The organism is Nonomuraea mesophila (genome assembly GCF_004352805.1).
Taxonomy (GTDB): domain Bacteria; phylum Actinomycetota; class Actinomycetes; order Streptosporangiales; family Streptosporangiaceae; genus Nonomuraea; species Nonomuraea longispora.
This window is the reverse complement of record NZ_SMLD01000019.1, coordinates 67,091-86,781: the sequence shown is the minus strand read 5'-3', so window position 1 is coordinate 86,781 and position 19,691 is coordinate 67,091. Positions and strand designations below refer to the sequence as shown.

The window sequence follows — 19,691 nt, the reverse complement described above, 5'->3', positions numbered from 1 at the left end:
ACCGCCGAGCGCCGCCGCCACCCGGTGGATCTTCTCCGTGGCGATCAGCGCGTAGGCGCACAGGAAGACCGCCACCGCCAGCCATGCGGTCACGCTCACGCGGCCACCGCCCGGTCCAGCAGCGCCTGGAGGGTGACCGCGCCCAGCAACCGCCCGTCGCTCACCACGGCCACGAGCGGGCTGTGCGTGCGCGCCATCAGCGCGGCCAACTCCAGGATGGTGGCATCGGGGTCGCTGATCGGCAGCTCACGTGGCTGCTCCGGGAGCGCTTCACGGACGGTCCGGCCGGCCAGCGCGTGCAGGAACCGGTCCGCGTGCGCCTCGTCGACCACGCGCGCCAGCGCCGGATCGTCGTGGCAGTAGCCGGGCACGGCCAGCCGGAGCACCTGCGTGCCCGGCAGGATGGTGACGGGCAACCCGTCGCCGGCGACCACGATGAGGCCGGGCAGGTCCTGCTCGGCAAGGAGCCGGGCGGCGTCGTAGACGGGGGTGTCGACGGTGACGGTCGGAAAATCGCAGGCCAGATCGCGTGCGCGCACCTGAGAGCCTCTTTCGTGATCGACGACGAGAGTCGCCGACCAGACTTCCCGGCACACCTGCCCCACAACGTACCAACGATCCGCGAAGTGCTGTGCGGGAGTGCGGGGTGCGGACGCGGCTTGATAAGTTTCCCGCAGGTGCGCCGGGAAGTCTGGTCGGCAGTCCTGTTGCCGATCCCGAAGAGGCCGTCTGATGGGTGCGCTGTCACTCGCGTTCGCGGGCATGTTGATGCTCGCCGTGTTGCTGTCCAGCCTGGCGAACCGCACCATCCTCTCCACGGCGGCCCTGTTCCTGGTGGCCGGGTTCCTGCTCGGCGATGGTGGGCTGGGCGTGGTGTCGCTGCGGCCCGGCGACGACCTGGTGGCCACGCTGGCGGAGCTGGCGCTGTTCGCCGTGCTGTTCACCGACGGCATGCGGGTCGGCTGGAAGGACCTGCGCGGCGCGTGGCGTCTGCCCGGCCGGGCGCTGGGGTGGGGTCTGCCGCTCACGCTGGTCATCACCGCGCTGGCCGCCCACTACCTGCTCGGCCTCGGGTGGGTCGAGTCGCTGCTGATCGGCGCGATCCTGGCGCCGACCGACCCGGTGTTCGCCGCCGCGCTGGTCGGCAACGAGAAGGTGCCACCCCGGCTGCGGCAACTGCTGAACGTGGAGTCGGGTGTCAATGACGGCCTGGCGCTGCCGTTCGTGATGGTGTTCCTGGCCGTCGCGGCCGGCTCGCAGGACCTGCACCTGGGCGCGCTCGGTCTCGAACTCGGTCTCGGCATCGTGATCGGGGTGGCCATCCCGTGGCTGGCCATCAAACTGGAGCAGACCCGCTGGTTCTCCGCCTCCACCCAGTACGAACCACTCAACGGCCTGGCCATCGGCCTGCTGGTGCTGGCGGTGGGCAAGGCCACGCACGGCAACCTGTTCCTGGCGGCCTTCGCCGCCGGAGTCACCGTCGCCACCTTCGGCGAGCGCCAGCGCGAGTCGTTCGAACATTTCGGCGAGCTCGTCGCCGAGCTGCTGAAGCTGGGTGCGTTGCTGGTGTTCGGCGCCCTCATCACCCCTGCCCTGCTCGGCTCCGTCGGCTGGCAGGGCTGGTTGTTCGCGATCCTGGCGCTGGTGCTGGCCCGGCCCGTGGCGATCTGGGTGTCGTTCCTCGGCTCCGGACTGAGCGTACGCGAGCAGGCCGCGGTGGCGTGGTTCGGCCCCAAGGGCTTCGCCTCCGTCGTCTACGGACTGATCGTCCTGTCCTCCAGCATCGCGGCGGCCGAGAGCGTCTTCCAGTTCGTCGCGGTGACCATCGTCCTGTCGATCATCCTGCACTCCTCCACCGACATCGTCGTCGCCCGCGGCTTCGACAACGAGCGTGACGTGCCCGCCTGGTTCGGCATCGCGCGCCGGCTCCGGGGGCGAGCCCAGGAGGACGCCCCGTCATGAGCCCGCAGGCGCGGGGGCGCTGAAGACGGCGTCGCCGCCGCTGTGGCCCCCTCGGCCTCGGCTCACTCCTCCTCTATGCGCACGGTGCCCGCGGCGCCGTCGATGGTGATGAGCTGCCCGGTTCTGATCTCCTGGGTGGCGTTGCGCACGCAGATGACGGCCGGGATGCCATATTCCCTGGCGACGGTCGGGCCGTGCGCGACCGGGGAGCCGGTCTCGGTGACCAGGCCGGCCGTGGTCAGGAAGAGCGGCGTCCAGCCGGGGTCGGTGGTGGGCGCGACGAGTATCTCGCCGGGCTCGATGTGCGCGTCGGCCGGGTCGCGGATCACCCGCGCCCTGCCGGTCGCCCGGCCCGCCGCCCCGGCCATGCCGGTGAGCACTCCGTCCTCCGCGGGGCCCTGCGGCGCGAGCGCCTCCACATCGGTGCCGTCGGACAGCAGGGCTCCGGGTACGGTGGACCGTCGCAGTTCGCGCTCGTGCTCGGCACGTCGCGCCGCGATCACGGCGCGGAGATCCGCACCGTGCACGGCCTGGCGTGCCTCGGCCAGGTCCAGGAACATGATGTCGTCCGGTCGCTCGAACAACTCCTCGCCGACGAGCAGCAGTTGCTCCCGCGCCGCCTGCAGCGGGATCAGCCAGGCGAATTTCCCGATCTCTCGCAGGCCGGTGAGCTTGCGCGACCTGCGCATGAGAAAGGACGCGATCCTGCCGCGGACCGGCCGCCTGCGCCGGGCGCGCCGCGCCAGCACGGTGAGCATCCGCTCGGCTCTCGCCGCGGCCTGCTCGAACCGCCGGTCCGGTGCCTGGCCGGGGTCGTCCACGCGCAGGTAGTTGGCGATCGTGGAGAACAGCGGTGCCGGGTCCTCCGCCCACCGCGGCGTACCGACGTCGATCTCGGCGGCGGCGCGCATGCCGTACTTGTCGAGGAACGCGGCCATGCCGATGTCGGGCAGGTCGCCTTCCCGGTAGCGGGCGGCGAGGTCTGCGGAGGGAGTGCTCCCGAACAGCTCGCGGTGCTCGCGTGCGTTCACCGCGAGCTTCCACAGGGCCAGGTCCATCTCTGTGGTCACGTTGTGCGGCATGCCGCCGAGAACGGTGTCCAGTTCTTCGTCGGTGGCCACGCCCTCCAGCAGAGAGGCCGGAGCGGTGCCGGCGATGATGCCGGCGGCCAGCGGCCAGACGATCCCCTGCATGTCCAGGTTCATGATCGGCCTGTGTGAGTCCTCCATCGCCCAGCGCAGCCGTTCGGCGGCGGTCGCGTTCTTCCCGGGCGGGACGGTCAGCCGCCTGACCTTCCGGACGCCACGGTAGGCCTTGGCCCGCGCGGCGTCCGGCCAGGCCAAGGCGGCGACGAGCCCGGCGACGGCCCTGGGCGCCATGAGCGCCGTCGCCTTGATGATCGTGCGCGGATTGAACGGCAGGCCGGGGCGCGGGGCGAAGCGCGGATCGTGCATCATCCGCTGCACGGCGCTCTGCACCCGCGGACCGTACACCTCCAGCGAAACGCTCAGTCGCTCGCGGATCGCCTTGTTACGCAGGAAGTCGGTCAGGTCGAAATAGAGCCTGCCACCGATCGGGACTATCCGGGGCAAGGGATCACGCTGATCGATCTTCGCGCCGACCGCTTGGAACCACGGGGCGGCGCCGGCCTTGAGCATCGAGACCCCCATCGGGGTCATCGGCCGCAACATGCCCTGGATGTGACCGAACTCCAGGTAGAGCCGGGCCTCGGCGGTCGTGGGCGGCGCCGGGAACAGCGTCGTGATCGGGCGGGACTGCAGTAACCACAGTGTGCCGTCTCGATCGACGGCCCACTCGATGTCCTGCGGCGAGCCGAAGTGCTCCCGCAACCGCAGCCCTGCCGTACGCAGGTCCTCAAGCCAGCCGTCCTGGGCGGCGTCGTCGTCGAATTCGTGGTGGTCGGGCACCACGGTGCCGTCGACGATCGCGGTGCCGAGTCCTTGCGCGGCGTCGACGACCATCTGGGTGCGACGCCCCGTGATCGGGTTGGCCGTGAACAGCACACCGGCCCGCTCGGGGTCGACCATCCGCTGCACCACGACGGCCATCGCCGCGTCCTGGATGCCGGCGTTGGCCCGGTAAGCCACGGCGCGCTCGGTGTGCAGGGAGCCCCAGCAGCGGCGGACGGCGTCGATCAGCGCCTCCTCGCCCTCGATGTTGAGATAGGTGTCCTGCTGTCCGGCGAAACTCGCCTCAGGCAGATCTTCGGCGGTGGCGCTTGAGCGCACAGCCACTTCGCCTCCGCCGAGCCGCTCGTAGGCGTCGGCCAGTTCCTCCTCCGGGACCTGCCCCGCTTCATAGGCTTCGACGGTCACGCAGAAGCCGTCGGGCACCCGCTCACCGGCCTTGATCATCTCCCCGAGCCCGGCCGCCTTGCCGCCCACCAGGTCGATCATCGATGCGTCGATCTGAGACAGTGGGATCAGCTTCATCTCGCACCTTCCTTGCAGCCTTGGCGAATAGTTCCAGCGACTGGAGCACGATCTGCTGCTCCTGCTCGGTGAAGTGCTCCCACAGGCGCATCTGCGCGTCGATCCTGAGCCGGCGAATCCGGTGCAGTAACGCGGCGCCCTGCTCACTCACCCGGATCCTGCGGGCGCGGCGATCCCGCTCGTCCTCGTACCGCTCCACGAGCCCGCGCCGGACCAGCCCGTCGACGATCCGGCTGGTCCGCGATTCGGAACGGCCGATCAGGGCGGCCAGTTCCTTGACCGTGGGCTCGTCGCCACGATCGAGCGCCTGCAGGATGACGTTGTCGATCAGTCGCAGGTCGTCGTCTTCGTGGACGTGCAACAGCGAGGGCATGAGGTCGCGCTGCATCGCGGTGAACAACTGCTGAATGTGGTCGCGTCTGTTCATCTGCTTTTCCGCATTAGATGCTAGTAAGCAGATAATCTAGCGCGGACTCGGGTGCCCGTCCACCGATCACACGGCCAGATCGCGGCGGCGCAGGCCGTACAAGCCCGTCGCGGTGAAGCCGGCGGCCACGAGCGTGAGCCCGAGCAAGGTGCCCGGCCCCGGGTCGGCCAGCGTCGAGTAATGGACGTGCGCGAACGGGGAGACCATGAAGAACGAGTCGCCCACGAGCCCGACCTCCCAGCCGACCTCCACAGCGATGGCCAGCACCAAGGCGGTCCATCCCACGACCGCTCCGGCCCGCCGGAACAGCCCGAACGCCGCCACCGCGATCCCGGCCATCACCCAGATGCCCGGCAGGAGCACCGTGGTGATGGCCAAGCCGCCGGCCACGTCCCCGCTGCCGAGGCTCAAAGCGAGGCCGGCGGTCACCAGAACGGCCACCGGCACCGCCACCGCGAACACGAGATGGCTGACCGCCCAGCGGGCCCGGCTCACAGGGCCGGACAAGAGCAACTCCATCGCCTCTTCGCCGCGCAGACGCAGCACCGTCATGATCGCGTACAGGGAGACGGAGTACATCGCCAGCTTGTACACGACGAGGCGGAAGAATATCTCCGTGGGATCGGCTGTTCCCGTCCGCTCGGCCCAGAAGTCCAGCGCGCCGCTCCGGCCGAAGGCCTCGATGGCGGACTGCCCGCCCAGCCCGAACGCCGCGCCGATGAAGGCCGCACCCGCGATCCACCCCAGCGCCATGCCGCGGTGCATCCGCCACGCCAGCCCGAGCGGCCCGCGCAGGCCGTTCGGCGCATGGGCGGGGCCGAGCCGCGGCGGCACGAGGCCGGCGGCGATGTCCCGGCGGGCCGACAGCGTGTAGGCCATCCCGATCAAGGCTGCGACGAACGCCGTGACCAGCAGGAACACCCACCACCGCTCGCCGCCGAAGGCGTGGGCGCGCAGGATCCAGCCGCTCGGCATGAGCCATCCCAGCCACTCCATGGCCGGGCCGCCCACGTCGCTGACGCCGCGCACCAGGTACGCCCCGAAGAACACGGTGAAGGCCGCGGTCCCGGCCATCCGGGCGCTCTGCGTCACCTGCACGGCCACCGCGGCCAGCGCGGCCCCGACCCAGCCGCCCGACGCGGCCATCAGCCCCCAGGTAAGGGACCCGGCCAGGGGAAGCCCGGCGCTCACGCCGACCACGGTGATCAGCACGGCCAGCACCAGATTCGCGCCCAGCACGACGGCGAGAGCAGCGGTCAGCGGCGCGTGCCGCCCCACGGCGGCCGACCCGACGAGCTCGCGCCGCCCCTGCTCCTCATCGGAGCGGGTGTGCTTGACCAGCAGGATCACACTGGCCAGGGCAGCGAAAATCATGGTGGCGGCGCCCCGCTGCTGAGCCGCGGCCGCGCCCAGGCTGTCGCCGTACGCCGGCCCTTGCATCAACAGGATCACGGGGTTGGCCGCGACCTCGTTGACGTAGTGCAGGCGTGCGGCGGGAGTCGGGAGCAACTGGCGGATGGTGGCCACGGTGGTCGCGACGAAGAGAGCGACCAGCAGCAGCCACAGCGGCTGCCAGACGCGGTCGCGGCGAAGGATCAACCTGATCAGGGTTGCCGTATTCATCGGTAGTGCCTCATGAACAGCTCTTCGAGGGTGGGGGGCTGGGCGGAGATGTCGCGTACGCCGCACTGCGCCAGCCGGGCCAGCACCTCGCCGATGTGGTCGCTGTCGGCCTGGAAACGTACGCGCCCGCCGTCCGTGCTGAGGTCGTGGACATGGGGCAGACCGTCAGCCGGAACCCTGGCCAGCTCCGCCGTGACCGAGATGCGCGTGAGGTGGCGCAACTGCGTGAGTGTGCCGGCCTCCACGACCCGGCCGTCCCGGATGATGCTCACCCGGTCGCAGAGCGCCTCGACCTCGGCGAGGATGTGGCTGGAGAGCAGGACCGTACGGCCGGCGCGCCGCTCCTCGGTGATGACCTCGCGGAAGACCGCTTCCATCAGCGGGTCGAGACCGGAGGTCGGCTCGTCCAGCAGCAGTAACTCGACCTGGGAGGCGAGTGCGGCGATCAGCGCGACCTTCTGCCGGTTGCCCTTGGAGTAGGTCCGGGCCTTCTTGCGCGGATCCAGGGCGAAGCGCTCGATCAGCTCGTCGCGCCGCTTGGCGTCCGTGCCTCCGCGCAGACGGCCGAGCAGGTCGATCACCTCGCCGCCGGACAGGCTCGGCCACAGGGTGACGTCGCCGGGCACGTACGCGAGCCGCCGGTGCAGCTCGACGGCATCGGCCCAGGGATCGCCACCCAGCAGCCGGACCTCGCCGCCGTCCTTGCGCAGCAGGCCGAGCAGGATGCGGAGGGTCGTGCTCTTACCGGCGCCGTTGGGGCCGAGGAACCCGTGCACCTCTCCTTCCCGGACGGTCATGTCGAGGCCGTCCAGCGCGCGGACCCGGCCGAAGTTCTTGATCAGCTGATGGATCCGGACCACGTCAGGCATCGGGGTGCTCCTTCATGTGAAGGTCGGTGACGGCCTGGCGAAGCCGGTTGCCCTGCTGAGTCGAGATCCACTCGCCCATGTGGGCGTAGACATCGGCAAGGGCGGTGCCGATCAGGCTGGAGTTCGCGCGCTGCAGCACGTCGATGCCGAGCCGCCGGGACAGGTGCTCGTGCAGCACGATCGTCCCCAGATGCATCGCCGCCATCACGACAGCCCGTTCGCGGACCTTCGCTTCGCCGGGCGGGAACTCCTCGGGCCAGGTCGCCGCGAAAAAGCGCTCGGCCGCCTCGGTGCCTTCGTCGAACAGCGCAGCCGCCACCGGCGAGCCCTCGACCAGGGCCCGAGCGAGATAACGCACGCTGAGCTCGCTCGCGTCGTACATCCCCCGCAGGAACTCGGGGCTGACGTCGGCCTCTTCCTGGACCTGGCCGGCGGCGCCCAGGATCACGTCGCGTACATGTGCGTCGCAGGCCTCCCGCAGCGCGTCCTTCGAGCCGAAATGGTGCTGTACCAGGCCGACGGAGACGCCCGCGGCGTCGGCGACGGCCTTCATCGTCGCGCCTTTGAAACCGCGTTCGGCGAACTCGGCCAAGGCGGCGTCCCGGATCCGCGCGCGGGCGGTCAGGTCTTCGGGCGGCCGGTCAGGTGATGAATGCATACCTGGAGACTATACGAAAATACTGTTTCCCATAAGCGCGTATGGCCTCTCGACGACATGCTGCCGATGCTCGGCTCCGCGTGTCAGGGATGGCCGGGCTGCACCGTCCGGACGGTGTTCGAGACCAACGTCTTCGGAGTGATCCCGGTGACCAGCGCCATGCTGCCACTGCTGCCCCGTTCACCGGCACCGCGCATCGTCAACGTCAGCTTCGGCGGGTCCGCAATCGTCGGATCCCGCACCCCGACACGTCACACGCAACGTCGCCGCTGGTCAGCGCCACGGCCGCGCAGGGATTCCGTTCGCTGCGCTCACTTCTGGGCTTTGATGCCGTCCAAGGCCATGGCGAGCACCCGGTCGCGCTGCGCCTCCTGGACGAAGTTCGCTCCGCTGACACCGTTGACCAGGAACAGAACGTCGTCGAAGCTCACGTCCTCGCGGGCCCTGCCCGCGCCCTGGGCGCGCTCGAGAAGCGGCCGACCGGCCGCGTGGATCATGTCGCGGCCGGTCACGAACATCTCCTCGCGGTGCGCGATGGCGTCGTAAATGGCCTTCTTGGTGGTCGCGTAGCTGACGAACTGGCGTAGCCAGCCCTCCAGGGCATCCCACGGTTCGAGGTCGCTCAGCTCGGCTGCCATGCGCGCCAGGGCTTCCACCTCGTCCTTGTAGACGGCCTCGAACAGGTGCTGGCGGGTGGGGAAGTTGCGGTAGAGCGTCGCGATGTTGACCCCTGCCTGGCGGGCGATCCCCTCAAGCGAGGCGCCGGAGCCCTCGGCGCCGAACGCCTGACGGGCGGCGTCGAGCAGGGCGTCGAAGTTGCGGCGTGCGTCGGCACGCGCAGGCCGACGCACGGTGAAACCCGGTTCGGCTCGCGTGCCGGGCTCGGTGGCACCCACTCACATACCTCTTTCTGCGACACCGACCTTGCTAAGCGAAGGTGTGCCTGCGTTAAAGTCAAGGCATGCCTTCGCTTGTGCGGAGAACCTCACTGACATTATCCCGAACCGGCAGGAGACCATGACTACCATCGGCTTCATCGGCAGCGGAAACATCGGCAGCACTCTCGCCCGCCTGGGGGTCGACGCCGGCCACGACGTCGTCCTCAGCAACAGCCGCGGCCCGGAGACCCTGCAGAGTACGGTCGAACGGCTCGGCCCGCGCGCCCGTGCGGCGACCCCGTCCGAGGCCGCGACGGCCGGCGACATCGTCGTGGTGTCCATCCCGATCAGGGCCTACCGGCAGGTTCCCGCGCAACCCCTCCAGGGCCGGATCGTCATCGACACCCTCAACTACGACCCCGCCCGGCAGGGCAGTGTCCCCGAGATCGACGCCGGCGACACCCCGGCCCATCTCCTGCTCCAGACCCACCTGACCGGCTCAAGCGTCGTCAAGGCGTTCAGCAACATCTTCTTCAAGCACCTGGCCACCCTGGGACGCCCGGCCGGCGCCCCGGACCGCAGCACCCTGCCGATGGCCGGCGACGACGCCGCCGCCAAGCAAGCGGTCGCCACCCTGATCGACTCGCTCGGCTATGACACGTACGACGTGGGCCCGCTCGCCGAGAGCCGCCGATTCGCGCCGGGCACACCCGCCCAGCACGCCTACCTCGACCCGGCCGGAATGTTCGCCGCCCCCGGCCGCCCCGCGTCGGCGGACGACCTCGCCAAGCTCCTCACCGCTCGGGCCGCATCGCCCGAAGGGACGGCGAACCGATGACCCAGCCCGTCGACCAGCAGGCCGCGCCGCCCGCCACCGCTTCGCGGCTTCTTCATGTCGACAACCTGCGCACCGCGTTGATGGCGCTCGTGGTGGTCCATCATTCCGTGATCGCGTACAGCAACATTCCGGACTGGTACTACACGGAACCGGGGGACGACTCCTCGCGAGTGCTGCTGGACCTGCTGCTGCTGTTCAACCAGGCGTTCTTCATGGGGGCCTTCTTCCTCATCTCAGGCCTTTTCGTGCCGCGCTCCTACGACCGCAAGGGGGCCGGGCCGTTCCTGCGCGAGCGGCTGGTGCGCCTGGGAGTGCCGCTGCTGCTGTGGCTGCTGCTGATCCGTCCCCTGGTGACCACCGGCAGGTACACCACCGCCGTCGAGGAAGCCGCCCGGCAGGGAAGCGAACTGCCCTACTGGAAGTACTACGTGTCGGCGTACACACCGGGCCCGATGTGGTTCGTCGAGGTGCTGCTCGTGTTCAGCGCGCTCTACGTCCTCTGGCGGCTCTGGACCGGCCGGCGCGGGCGCACGCCTGAAAACGCCACGGCCGCCGGCCGGGCGCCCGGCGTCGCCGCGATCGCCGGGTTCGTCGTCGGGCTGGCCCTGGTGACGTACGTGTGGCGCATGGTCGTGCCGATGGGCGTCACGGTGCTGGGGCTGCCCTCGCCCGGTTACCTGCCGCAGTACGCGGCGCTGTTCATCGTCGGGCTGGTCGCGGCCCGGCGCGGCTGGCTGCAGAGCCTGCCCAAGGCGGCCGGCCGGGCCGGCTTCGCCGCCGCGGCCCTGGCCACGGTCACACTCGTCTGGGTCGTGAGCGCCTACAGAGAGGTGAGCTTCGGCCACGGAACCCTGCCGTCGCTGCTGACGGCCCTGTCCGAATCGGTGCTCGCCGTCGGCATCATTCTCGGCCTTGTGGTGCTGTTCAGGCAGCGCCTCGCCAGGCAGGGACGCCTGCGCCGGTTCCTGTCGGCGCACGCCTTCACCGTCTACGTCATCCATCCGCCCGTCCTGGTCGCCCTGGGCTACGCCCTGAGCGGCGTGGAGGCGCCCGCGATCGCGAAGGCCGCGCTGCTCACCGCCATCGGGCTGGCACTGTGCTGGGCGACCGCGTACGTGGTGCGCGCCCTGCCGGGCGCCAAGAAGGTGCTGTAGACCGGTGAACAGGGGGCGACGGCGGCGACAGGCCATCGCCCCACCCCGCCCGATGCTCGGCCCCGGAGGGCACGAGTCAGGAGTTCTGCGGCCGCAGCGGTGCGGAGGCGAAGGGCGTCATCGGCTGGTCAGGGGTCTCCTTCAGCCGCCGGTACGCGGCTTCGATCACGTTGTCGGCGTCGATGGACGCCTCCAGCAGTGACATGCCCCGGTCGGTGCGTCTGGTCACGGCCTGCCGCCACCGATCGAGGTTCTCCCTGCTGAGTTCGAGGAACCGGCGGGCCGGTATCGACAGGGGAGAGGTCGAGGTGATGGCGTAGATCGCCCGTACGGCCAGCGGTTCGATCATGCGCAGGCTCGCGCCCCTGCGCCGGGCGTCCAGGGCCTGGCGCATCGGCAGGACAGCGGCTCCCGCACCGGCGACGATCAGCGGCACCAGCCCTGCGGGTTCGCTGACGTCGACGACGACGGTGGGTTCGACGCCGATGGAGTCGAGGTACGCACGCCCGAACCCCCGATCGACGATCATGGGCAGGCCGTCGAGCAGGGTGGCCGGGATCGGGTCGGGGAACTCGCCGCGCCAGCTGGGCGGCAGCGCCAGCACGACCTCGCCCTCCCCGATGCGGAAGCAGTCGATCCCCTGCCGGGACACGGGCGCGACCGCGTAGGCGAGCTCGGCCTCGCCCGACCTGATCAGGTGGACGATCTCGTCGGTGTCGCCGTCGTGCTGCTTGAGCCGGACCGTGAACCCGGGATGCTGGCGGCGGAAGTGACCCACCCACGCGGCCAGGAAGTTGGACGTGAGGGAGGTGGAGATCGCCAGGTCGACCCGGCCGCGTTCGAGCCCCCGATAACCCTCGGCGACCTGGCGGGCGTGGTGCAGGTCGCGGACGACCTGGCGGGCCGGCCCGACGAGCGCCTCACCGGCCGGCGCGAGCACCAGCCCGCGCCCGACCCGGCGGAACAGCTCCACGCCGAGGTCGCTCTCCAGGCGGCGGATGATCTGCGACAGGGACGGTTGCGCCAGGTAGAGCGAGGAAGCGGCCCGGGTGATGCTGCCCTGGTCGACGACGGCGAGGAAGCATTCGAGCTCGCGGACGTTCATGATGCGATCCAATGTACGCCCGGCTCGCCAGGTCAAGCGTCGCGCCAGCCGGGCGCATCCGAGTCCGCCCCGGCATGGGGCACCACCCGGTCCGCCTCGACGGTGACGCCGTCGAGGGTGAAGGGCAGCGACGGAACGGTGTAGCGGTCACCGTCCGGCCCGACGCCCGTGGTCAGGACGCCGCTGGCATGCACGTCCGGCGCCTCGGCCACGTCGTGGTAGCTACGTACCTCCGCCGCGACGATGCCGTGCTCGGCCAGCATCGCGAGGCACTCCTCGGTCCGCAGGACGCCGAGGGCCCGCGAGATCTCCGCCAGGAGCGCCTCCCGGTTGGCGACCCGGGCGGGGTTGTCGGCGAAGCGCGGGTCGTCGAGCATCCACGTCCTGTCGATCAGCCGGCACAGCCGCGCGAAGTGGTCGGCGGTGTAGGCGGACAACACGATGGTCCCGTCGGCGGTCCGTACGAGGTCGGCGGCGGGAGCGACGGTCGCCTGCCCGTTTCCCTTGCGCCGCGGCTCCTGGCCGGAGACGTGCCATTCGCCCCACATCGCCGACTGAAGGTGGATCGCGGCGTCCAGAAGCGAGACCTCGGCGACCCCGCCCTCGCCGGTGCGCTCCCGGCGCAGCAGCGCGGCGAGGACGACCTGGACGACCGCGTAACTGGCGGCCACGTCGGCGATGGGGAAGCCGACCCGGAGCGGATCACCGTCGAGCTCGCCGTTGATCGACATCAGCCCGCTCTCGGCCTGCGCGGCGATGTCCAGGCCGGCCCGGTTCGCCGAGGGGCCCCGGGAGCTGAAACCACGGACCGACACGTAGATCAGCCTCGGGTTGGCCTGCCGCAGGTCGTCAGGACCGAGACCGAGACGGGAGAGCGCGTCGGCCCGCAGGTTCTGTACGACGACGTCCGCCTCGGCGATCAGACCCAGGGCGGTCTCCCTGTCGCCGTCCTGCTTGAGGTCGAGCACGATCGAGCGCTTGCCGCGGTTGTAGGCGAGGACGATGCCCTCGCCGTAGGCGCCGATGCCGCGTGCCTGGTCGCCGGCGGGCGGCTCGATCTTGATGACCTCGGCGCCGAGGTCGGACAGCATCTGGGTCGCCGCGGGCGCGGCGATGTAGTGACCGAACTCGACGACGCGAACTCCCTCAAGAGGGGGGATCATGCCGCTCCTACTCTCCGGTGAACACCGGTCTGCGCTTTTCCAGGAAGGCTTGGGCGGCCCGCCGCGCATCACCGCTGCGGGCGCACTCGACCATACGAGGCACCTCCCGCCGCAGGTAGTCGGGCAGCGTGGCCGATCCGGCGTCCGCCAGGTTCTGCTTGGCGTAGCGCATCGCCTTAGGGGCCTGCGCGGCGAGCTTGCCGGCCAGCGAGCCGGTCCGTGCCGCCAGATCGCTCGTAATCTCGGTCACGAGTCCCAGGTCGGCCGCCTCGGCGGCGGTGAGCTTGGCCGGGTCGAGCAGCAGCGCCCGCGCGCGGGCGCCGCCCACAGCGCGGGTCAGCAGCCAGGCGCTGCCCAGATCGCCGGACACCGCGGCGCTGACGAACGCCGTGTTGAACACCGCCTTCCGCGCCGCGAGCCGGAAGTCGGCGGCCAGCGCGAGGCTGAGCCCCGCACCGGCGCAGGCGCCGTTGATGGCGGCGATCGTCGGCGAAGGGAAGTGCACGAGACTCTCCACGATGGCCGAGGCCCGGCTCAGCCGTTCGCGGTCGTCGGCCACCGAACGTCCGCGCAGCGTGCGCGTCTCCTGGTCCTGGGCGCTGTCCGACCCGACCCGCGCGAGGTCGGCGCCGACGCAGAAGTCGTCACCCGCGCCTGTGACGACGAGGACGCGCAGGTCCGGTTCGGAGCCCGCCCGCTCGATGGCGGCCAGCAGGTCCTGTACGAGGTGCCAGGAGATCGCGTTGCGGCGCTCCGGCCGGTTGAGGGTCACCGTGCCGACCCCGTCGCGCAGCTCGAACCGCACGGTCCCCGAGCCGATCGCCGTCCCGCTCACCGCCCCGCTCATCGGGGGAGGCCCAGCAGGTCGCGGGCGATGATCGTACGCTGGATCTGCGCGGTGCCCCCGGCGATCCGCTGACCTCGTACGTGTAGGTGGCGCCAGCCGAGATGCCCGCCGTCAGAGCTGAGCTGGCCGTCGGCGCCGAGGACGTCGGCGCCCAGATCGGCGATCGCCAACCGGGTCTGTGACCACAGCAGCTTGGTGACGGAGGCGTCGGCGCCCAGGTCCTGGCCCCGCGCCGTGCGGGAGATCGTGTGGTAGCCGCGGACGCGGAGCAGCTCCAGGTCGGCCCGGCAGCGTGCGATCCGGGCCCGGATCCGGGGGTGTTCGATGGCCGGCCGGCCGTCCTTCCTGGTGTTCCTGGCCGCGGCGATCACGTCGTCGAGCTCGTGGGCGAACTCCACGTACTGGCTGATCGGCGAGGCGTTCCGCTCGACCGAGAGCAGGTAGCGGGCGACGGCCCAGCCGTCGTCGATCCGGCCGACCACGTTGCCGTCGACGGGCACGCGTACCTCGTCGAAGAACTCCTCCCCGAACTCGTGCGAGCCGGACATCTGACGGATCGGCCGCACCTGCACCCCCGGCAGCGTCAGGTCGATCAGCAGGAAGGTGATGCCGCGACGTCGTTCCGCCTTCGGATCGGTGCGCACGAGGGCGAACATCGCATCGGCGTGGCGCGCCAGCGAGGTCCAGGTCTTCTGACCGGAGACCACCAGCACGTCGCCGTCGCGCCGGGCGCTGGTCGAGAGGCCGGCGAGGTCACTGCCGCTCTCCGGCTCGGAGAACCCCTGGCACCAGATCGTGTCGCCGGACAGGATCCGCGGCAGGATCGTACGTTTCTGCACGTCGGTGCCGTAGCGCAGCAGCGTGGGACCGAGCAGCGCCGTGCCGAGGTAGGTCAGGCCGAGGAAGGGGCCGATCGGCGCGCGGGCCCGGGCCATCTCCTCGTCGTGCACCGCCCGGATCTCGTGATCGGCTCCGCGGCCCCCGAACTCGACGGGCCAGTCGACGCCGGCGAAGCCGTTGTCGAAGCGGTCCTTCTCCCAGCGTCGCCGCAGCTCCAGGGACTCCTCGCTCCCGTCCCGGTCGATCCAGAAGCGCGGATGACGCCACCTCGCCGGCACGGACTGCTCCAGCCACCGGCGGATCTCCCGCCGGAACCGCTCCGCCGCCGACGAGTATCGAAGATCCATGCCGTGCACCACTCCTTGTCCGATCCGGCGTCCGATCCGGCCCTGCGCGCACGCCCATCCTGAGCACCGTCGTCCTGGAGCGTCAAAGAGCAAAACCCATGACCGACTCATTGCGAAATGCGATGAGTCGGGTTGAGTTCACGTCTTTGACGTACTTCACACATGCATTGTGAACTGTGTGCCATTCGCGTAAGTGGACCGGTGACATGGACTTTGGGCTCAGTGAGGAGCAGGTGGCGATGGGCGGCGCCGTACGGCGCTGGCTCGACCGTCACCTGGATCTCGCGCGCGTGGCGCAGTACGCCGACACGCCCTCGGCCGGGATCGACGCCGGCCTGCGACGTGCGGCGGCGGACCTCAACTGGCTCGGGGTGACGGCCGCGCCGTCGGAGGGCGGTCTCGGACTCGGGCTGCTCGACCTCGCCGTGGTCGCCGAGGCGCTGGGCGCCGGCCTCGCGCCGGCGGGCGTCGGAACGGCCATGGCCGCCTGCGACGTCCTCGCGACCTCGACCGACCCGGAGCAGCGCCGCCGCTGGCTCGCGCCGATGGTCGCGGGCGAACTCGTCGGCGCGACCGCCCTGCGCGCTCCGGGCGGCTCGTGGGACCGCGACGGCATCGCCGTCACCGCCACCGTCGGCGGCGAGCTCACCGGCAGCGCCGCGGGCGCGCTCACGGGCGGCGTGGGCACCGCCACCGCCGGTCGGGTGCTCAGCGGCGACGCCGGCATCGTCGGCCATGCGCAGGATGCCGACATCCTGCTGGTCGCCGCCACGTCGGCGGGCACACCCGCGGTGTTCGTCGTGGCGACCGGACATCCCGGAGTGTCGATCCGCCCGGTCGAGCCCGTCGACCCGACCATGCGTGCGGCCAGGGTGACCTTGACCGAGGTGCCGGCCGAGCCGCTGAGCTGGGCCGACGACGACGTCTTCGAGCGCATCGTCCAGCGGTTGACCGTGCTCGTGAGCGCGGACCTGGTCGGCGCCGCGGGCACGGCCATGCGGATCACTCTGGATCACCTTCGCGGGCGCCGGCAGTTCGGCCGGGCGATCGGTGGCTTCCAGGCGATCCAGCACGAGCTGGCCGAGCTGTACGTCGCCTGGACGACGATCACCGACGCGGTATGGTACACCGCCCACGCCCACGACACCGGGCGCGACGACGCCGTGCTGATGACGTCGGTGGTCAAGAGCCGCGCCGCCGACCTGGCCCGCCGGATGTCGGCCGCGACGGTGCAGTTCCATGGCGCGATCGGCTTCACCTGGGAGCACAGCGCGCACCTGTTCTTCAAACGGCTCCACCGAGACGCCTACGACTTCGGCGACGACGGCTGGCACGACCCGATCGTCGCCACGGCCGCCATCGGACCGGGAACCCATCCTCCCCTGTCCCTCCCAGGAGGTGCCCCATGAGTATTCTTCCGGCCGGCAGACGCGGACGTGCCGCGCTGCCCGCGCTCCTCGCGGCCGTCGTACTCGTCACCGCGGCATGCGGTGCGCCCGCGTCCCAGGGCGGTTATCCGACACGGGACATCCAGCTCATCGTGCCCTATCCAGCCGGAAGCGCCATCGACGCCACATCTCGTTCGCTGGTCGAGGTCGTCAACGGCGAGGGCAAGCTCGGCCGGCGCGTTCAGGTGGTGAACAGGGAGGGCGGCGCGGGCTCGGTCGGCACCACGGCGACGCTCAGCGCCAAACCGGACGGGCACACGATCGGCCTCGTGCCGGACGGCCCGCTGACCCTGCTCCCGCGTACCGAGGAGGTCTCCTACGACCCCGCGGCGATCTCGGTGATCAGCGAGGTCACCACGTCGCCGGTGCTGTTCGTGGTTCCCGGCGACTCGCCGTACAAGAGCATCGGCGATCTGGTCGCGGCCGCCAAGGCCCGTCCCGGGGCCATCACGATCGCCGAGGGGCCGCTCAACTACGCCATCCCGGCCGGGAAGTTCGAGCAGTTGACGGGTACGCGGTTCAAGCGCGTCAAGTTCGACGGCGACCAGGCGACCGTCACGGCCCTGCTCGGCGGCAACGTCGACGTGGGCGTCATGCAGCTGGCCGGCGGGATGGCGCAGCTGAAGGCCGGTAAGCTTCGCGCGCTGGGGATCGCCGCGGCCGAACCCATCGAGCTCGCCCCCGACATCCAGACCTTCGCCCAGCAGGACGTCGCCCTGGAGTGGGAGGCCTACAACGTGTTGATCGCACCGAAGGGCCTGCCCGGCGACGTCCAGCGGAAGCTCAGCGAGGTGTTCGGCTCGGCGGTCAAGAGCCAGAAGTTCGCCGAGGCGGCCCGGAAGCTGGGGCTCGTCGTCAGCGGAGCCGACGGCGAGTCGGCCAAGGCGCGGCTGGCCAAGAAGACCGCGGAGGCGGCGAACCTGATCGCGCCGAAATGAGGGGAACGGGTCTTGTGCGAGGGATCGCCAAGCCGGATGTGATCGCCGGCGGGTCGCTGCTGGTGCTGGGCCTGCTGTACGGCGCGCTGGCCCTCGATGAGGGCCTGGGGACGATGGCGGACAGCGGAGCGGGCTTCTTCCCCTTCGTCGTCGCGCTGGCGCTGGTCGCCGCCAGCGCCGTCGTCCTGCTGCAGAGCCGACGGCGGACGCCGGCCGGCCCCACCCGGCCGGAAGACGCCCCGGACGGCGACGCGGACGGCGACGCGGACGGTGATGGCGATGGTGAGCGTGAGCGTGGCGGCGAGGTGCGCTGGTGGCGGATCGCCGGCGTGCTGGCCGCCGCCCTGCTGGTGCCGGCGGTGGGCGACATCGTGGGGATGATCGTGACGTTGGCGGTCTCCTTGGTCCTGATGGCCAAGGTCATGGGGGTCTCCCGGTGGAGCAGCGCCGTGATCTTCGGCTTCTCCTTCGGCGCGGCCACCTGGTTGATCTTCGTGCGCTGGCTGCTGGTCCCCCTGCCCGCCGGCATGCTCGGCCTGTTCTGAACGGAAGGACGCCCCGTGGGCGACGCGATCGACAACCTCGGCACGGGCTTCGCCGCCTTCGCCGATCCGACCTACGTCATCCTCGCGCTGGTCGGCGTGGTTCTCGGCACGATGGTCGGCGTGCTGCCCGGCATCGGGCCGATCGGCGCGATGTCGGTCCTGCTCGGGATGACCACGCAGCTGGGTCCGACGGGATCGCTGATCCTCTTCGCCGGGATCTATTTCGGCTCGACGTACGGTGGGTCGACGACCTCGATCCTGCTCAACGTACCCGGTGAAGCGTCGTCGGTGGTCACGGCGCTCGACGGCCACGAGATGACCAAACGGGGCAGAGCGGGCCCCGCGCTGACCATCGCGGCGCTGTCGTCGTTCCTGGCGGGCACCATCGCCATCTTCGGTCTCATGATGTCGGCGCCGTGGCTGAGCGGGATGGCGGTCAAGCTCGGTCCGCCCGAATACCTGGCACTGTGCGTCGCGGGACTGCTGCTGCTGGCGGCGCTCGCCGAGGGCTCCGCCGCGAAGGCCATCGTCATGATCTGCGCCGGCCTGGCGATCGGCACGGTCGGGATCGACCCGGCCGGCGGCGACCTGAGGTTCACCATGGGGTCCGACACCCTGGCCGAGGGCTTCAGCTTCATCGCCCTGGTCATGGGGGCCTTCGGCGTGGCGGAAGCGCTCACGATGGTCGGCCGGCGCTGGCGCCCGAAGCCCGTCAAGGCCCCACGGCTCAAGGAGCTTCTGCCCAGCAGGCAGGAGTCCCGTCAGGCGGCTCCCGCGGCGGTGCGGGGCTCGGTGATCGGCTTCCTGCTGGGATTGGTGCCCGGCCCGGCCGCTGTGTTGTCGACGTTCGCCTCGTACGTCGTCGAGCGGAAGATCTCCAGGAACCCCGGCAAGTTCGGCAAGGGGGCGGTCGAGGGAGTGTCCGGCCCTGAGGCGGCCAACAACGCGGCGGCGGGGGCGGCGTTCGTGCCGCTGCTGGCGCTCGGGATCCCGTTCGCGCCGACCATGGCACTCGTACTCGCGGCCCTGCTGCTCAACGGCATCGTTCCCGGCCCGACGTTCGTCGAGGACCAGCCCGACCTGTTCTGGACCGTCATCGCCGCGATGTACATCGCCAACCTGATGCTGCTGGTGCTCAACCTTCCGCTGGTGGGACTCTTCACCCGCCTGCTGTCCATCCCGCCGCAGACGTTGATGCCGCTCGTGATCGGCCTGTGCGTCGTGGGCGTGTACGCCGAGAACAACTCGATGTTCGACGTCGTGGTCATGCTGGTGGCAGGACTGATCGGATTCGTGCTGCGCCGGGCCGGGTTCAGCATGGCGCCCTTCGTGCTGGCGGTCGTCCTCCAGCCCACGCTCGAAGTCTCGCTGCGCCAGACCCTGGCCTACTCCGACGGAAACCCCGGGTACATCCTCGGACGGCCCGTCACGATGGTCATCCTCGGGCTCGTCGCCCTGGCCGTGCTCGTGCCGGCGCAGCGAGCGTTCCGCGCGCGAAGAGCTGCCAGGCAACGCCCCGGTCCGGTCACGGACCAGCGCACGCCCACACCCGGCGGGTGACGAGCTGCTCGAAGCCGCCCGTGCACCACGTGGGCT

General features: G+C 70.7%; 18 protein-coding genes. 7 read left to right on the top strand and 11 right to left on the bottom strand.

Annotated features, from left to right (window positions below; translation table 11 throughout):
- Positions 1-95 precede the first annotated feature (95 nt).
- Entirely contained in the window at positions 96-539 is a 444-nt protein-coding gene (locus E1295_RS10555; RefSeq protein ID WP_132630057.1) for a CBS domain-containing protein, read from the bottom strand.
- Between the two features lie 193 nt (positions 540-732).
- Between E1295_RS10555 and E1295_RS10550 the strand changes: the two genes are divergently transcribed.
- Positions 733-1,962 (top strand): cation:proton antiporter, encoded by a 1,230-nt coding sequence (locus E1295_RS10550; protein ID WP_132630056.1) that lies wholly within the window; start codon positions 733-735, stop codon positions 1,960-1,962.
- Between the two features lie 62 nt (positions 1,963-2,024).
- On the opposite strand, the gene E1295_RS10545 is transcribed toward E1295_RS10550, so the two are convergent.
- The 6 genes from E1295_RS10545 to E1295_RS10515 all read right to left on the bottom strand — a co-directional run bounded on the left by E1295_RS10545 (position 2,025) and on the right by E1295_RS10515 (position 8,888).
- Positions 2,025-4,415 carry a PEP/pyruvate-binding domain-containing protein gene (locus tag E1295_RS10545; protein WP_132630055.1) on the bottom strand — a complete coding sequence of 797 codons (2,391 nt, stop codon included), beginning with the start codon at positions 4,413-4,415 and terminating at the stop codon, positions 2,025-2,027.
- Positions 4,321-4,842: a MarR family winged helix-turn-helix transcriptional regulator gene (locus tag E1295_RS10540; RefSeq protein ID WP_132630054.1), complete on the bottom strand. Its 522-nt coding sequence runs from the start codon at positions 4,840-4,842 to the stop codon at positions 4,321-4,323. The genes E1295_RS10545 and E1295_RS10540 overlap by 95 nt, the downstream gene beginning before the upstream one ends.
- Before the next feature lie 66 nt (positions 4,843-4,908).
- Positions 4,909-6,465 carry an ABC transporter permease gene (locus E1295_RS10535; RefSeq protein WP_132630053.1) on the bottom strand — a complete coding sequence of 519 codons (1,557 nt, stop codon included), beginning with the start codon at positions 6,463-6,465 and terminating at the stop codon, positions 4,909-4,911.
- Positions 6,462-7,334 carry an ABC transporter ATP-binding protein gene (locus E1295_RS10530; RefSeq protein ID WP_132630052.1) on the bottom strand — a complete coding sequence of 291 codons (873 nt, stop codon included), beginning with the start codon at positions 7,332-7,334 and terminating at the stop codon, positions 6,462-6,464. Before E1295_RS10530 ends, E1295_RS10535 begins: the two co-directional genes overlap by 4 nt.
- The gene (locus E1295_RS10525; RefSeq protein ID WP_425465336.1) at positions 7,327-7,926 is read right to left on the bottom strand and encodes a TetR/AcrR family transcriptional regulator; all 600 of its coding nucleotides are present in this window, start codon (positions 7,924-7,926) and stop codon (positions 7,327-7,329) included. The genes E1295_RS10530 and E1295_RS10525 overlap by 8 nt, the downstream gene beginning before the upstream one ends.
- 377 nt (positions 7,927-8,303) lie before the next feature.
- Positions 8,304-8,888: a TetR/AcrR family transcriptional regulator gene (locus tag E1295_RS10515; protein WP_132630050.1), complete on the bottom strand. Its 585-nt coding sequence runs from the start codon at positions 8,886-8,888 to the stop codon at positions 8,304-8,306.
- Positions 8,889-9,009: 121 nt separating this feature from the next.
- Between E1295_RS10515 and E1295_RS10510 the strand changes: the two genes are divergently transcribed.
- A complete protein-coding gene (locus E1295_RS10510) occupies positions 9,010-9,708 on the top strand; it encodes an NADPH-dependent F420 reductase (protein WP_132630049.1) in 699 nt (232 codons plus the stop codon).
- Positions 9,705-10,862, top strand: a complete 1,158-nt coding sequence (locus E1295_RS10505; protein WP_132630048.1) for an acyltransferase family protein — start codon at positions 9,705-9,707, stop codon at positions 10,860-10,862. Before E1295_RS10510 ends, E1295_RS10505 begins: the two co-directional genes overlap by 4 nt.
- Positions 10,863-10,938: 76 nt before the next feature.
- Here the strand turns inward: E1295_RS10505 and E1295_RS10500 are convergent, their stop codons facing one another.
- Genes E1295_RS10500 through E1295_RS10485 form a run of 4 tightly spaced genes read right to left on the bottom strand, consistent with a single transcriptional unit; the run spans position 10,939 to position 15,164 of the window.
- The gene (locus E1295_RS10500) at positions 10,939-11,967 is read right to left on the bottom strand and encodes a LysR family transcriptional regulator (protein WP_132630047.1); all 1,029 of its coding nucleotides are present in this window, start codon (positions 11,965-11,967) and stop codon (positions 10,939-10,941) included.
- Between the two features lie 32 nt (positions 11,968-11,999).
- Positions 12,000-13,130, bottom strand: a complete 1,131-nt coding sequence (locus tag E1295_RS10495; protein ID WP_132630046.1) for a CaiB/BaiF CoA transferase family protein — start codon at positions 13,128-13,130, stop codon at positions 12,000-12,002.
- Positions 13,131-13,137: 7 nt separating this feature from the next.
- Positions 13,138-13,965 carry an enoyl-CoA hydratase/isomerase family protein gene (locus E1295_RS10490; protein ID WP_220448642.1) on the bottom strand — a complete coding sequence of 276 codons (828 nt, stop codon included), beginning with the start codon at positions 13,963-13,965 and terminating at the stop codon, positions 13,138-13,140.
- An 8-nt stretch (positions 13,966-13,973) separates the two neighbouring features.
- Positions 13,974-15,164, bottom strand: a complete 1,191-nt coding sequence (locus tag E1295_RS10485; RefSeq protein WP_132630044.1) for an acyl-CoA dehydrogenase family protein — start codon at positions 15,162-15,164, stop codon at positions 13,974-13,976.
- A 206-nt stretch (positions 15,165-15,370) separates the two neighbouring features.
- On the opposite strand from E1295_RS10485, the gene E1295_RS10480 reads away from it, so the two are divergent.
- From E1295_RS10480 to E1295_RS10465, 4 genes are read left to right on the top strand one after another with little or no spacing between them, the layout of a single operon-like run.
- Complete coding sequence (locus E1295_RS10480; RefSeq protein ID WP_132630043.1) at positions 15,371-16,573, top strand: acyl-CoA dehydrogenase family protein; 1,203 nt, start codon at positions 15,371-15,373, stop codon at positions 16,571-16,573.
- Complete coding sequence (locus E1295_RS10475; RefSeq protein ID WP_132630042.1) at positions 16,570-17,550, top strand: tripartite tricarboxylate transporter substrate binding protein; 981 nt, start codon at positions 16,570-16,572, stop codon at positions 17,548-17,550. Before E1295_RS10480 ends, E1295_RS10475 begins: the two co-directional genes overlap by 4 nt.
- Before the next feature lie 14 nt (positions 17,551-17,564).
- Entirely contained in the window at positions 17,565-18,095 is a 531-nt protein-coding gene (locus E1295_RS10470) for a tripartite tricarboxylate transporter TctB family protein (RefSeq protein ID WP_166427166.1), read from the top strand.
- Between the two features lie 15 nt (positions 18,096-18,110).
- A complete protein-coding gene (locus E1295_RS10465) occupies positions 18,111-19,655 on the top strand; it encodes a tripartite tricarboxylate transporter permease (protein WP_220448641.1) in 1,545 nt (514 codons plus the stop codon).
- The last annotated feature ends 36 nt before the right edge of the window (positions 19,656-19,691 follow it).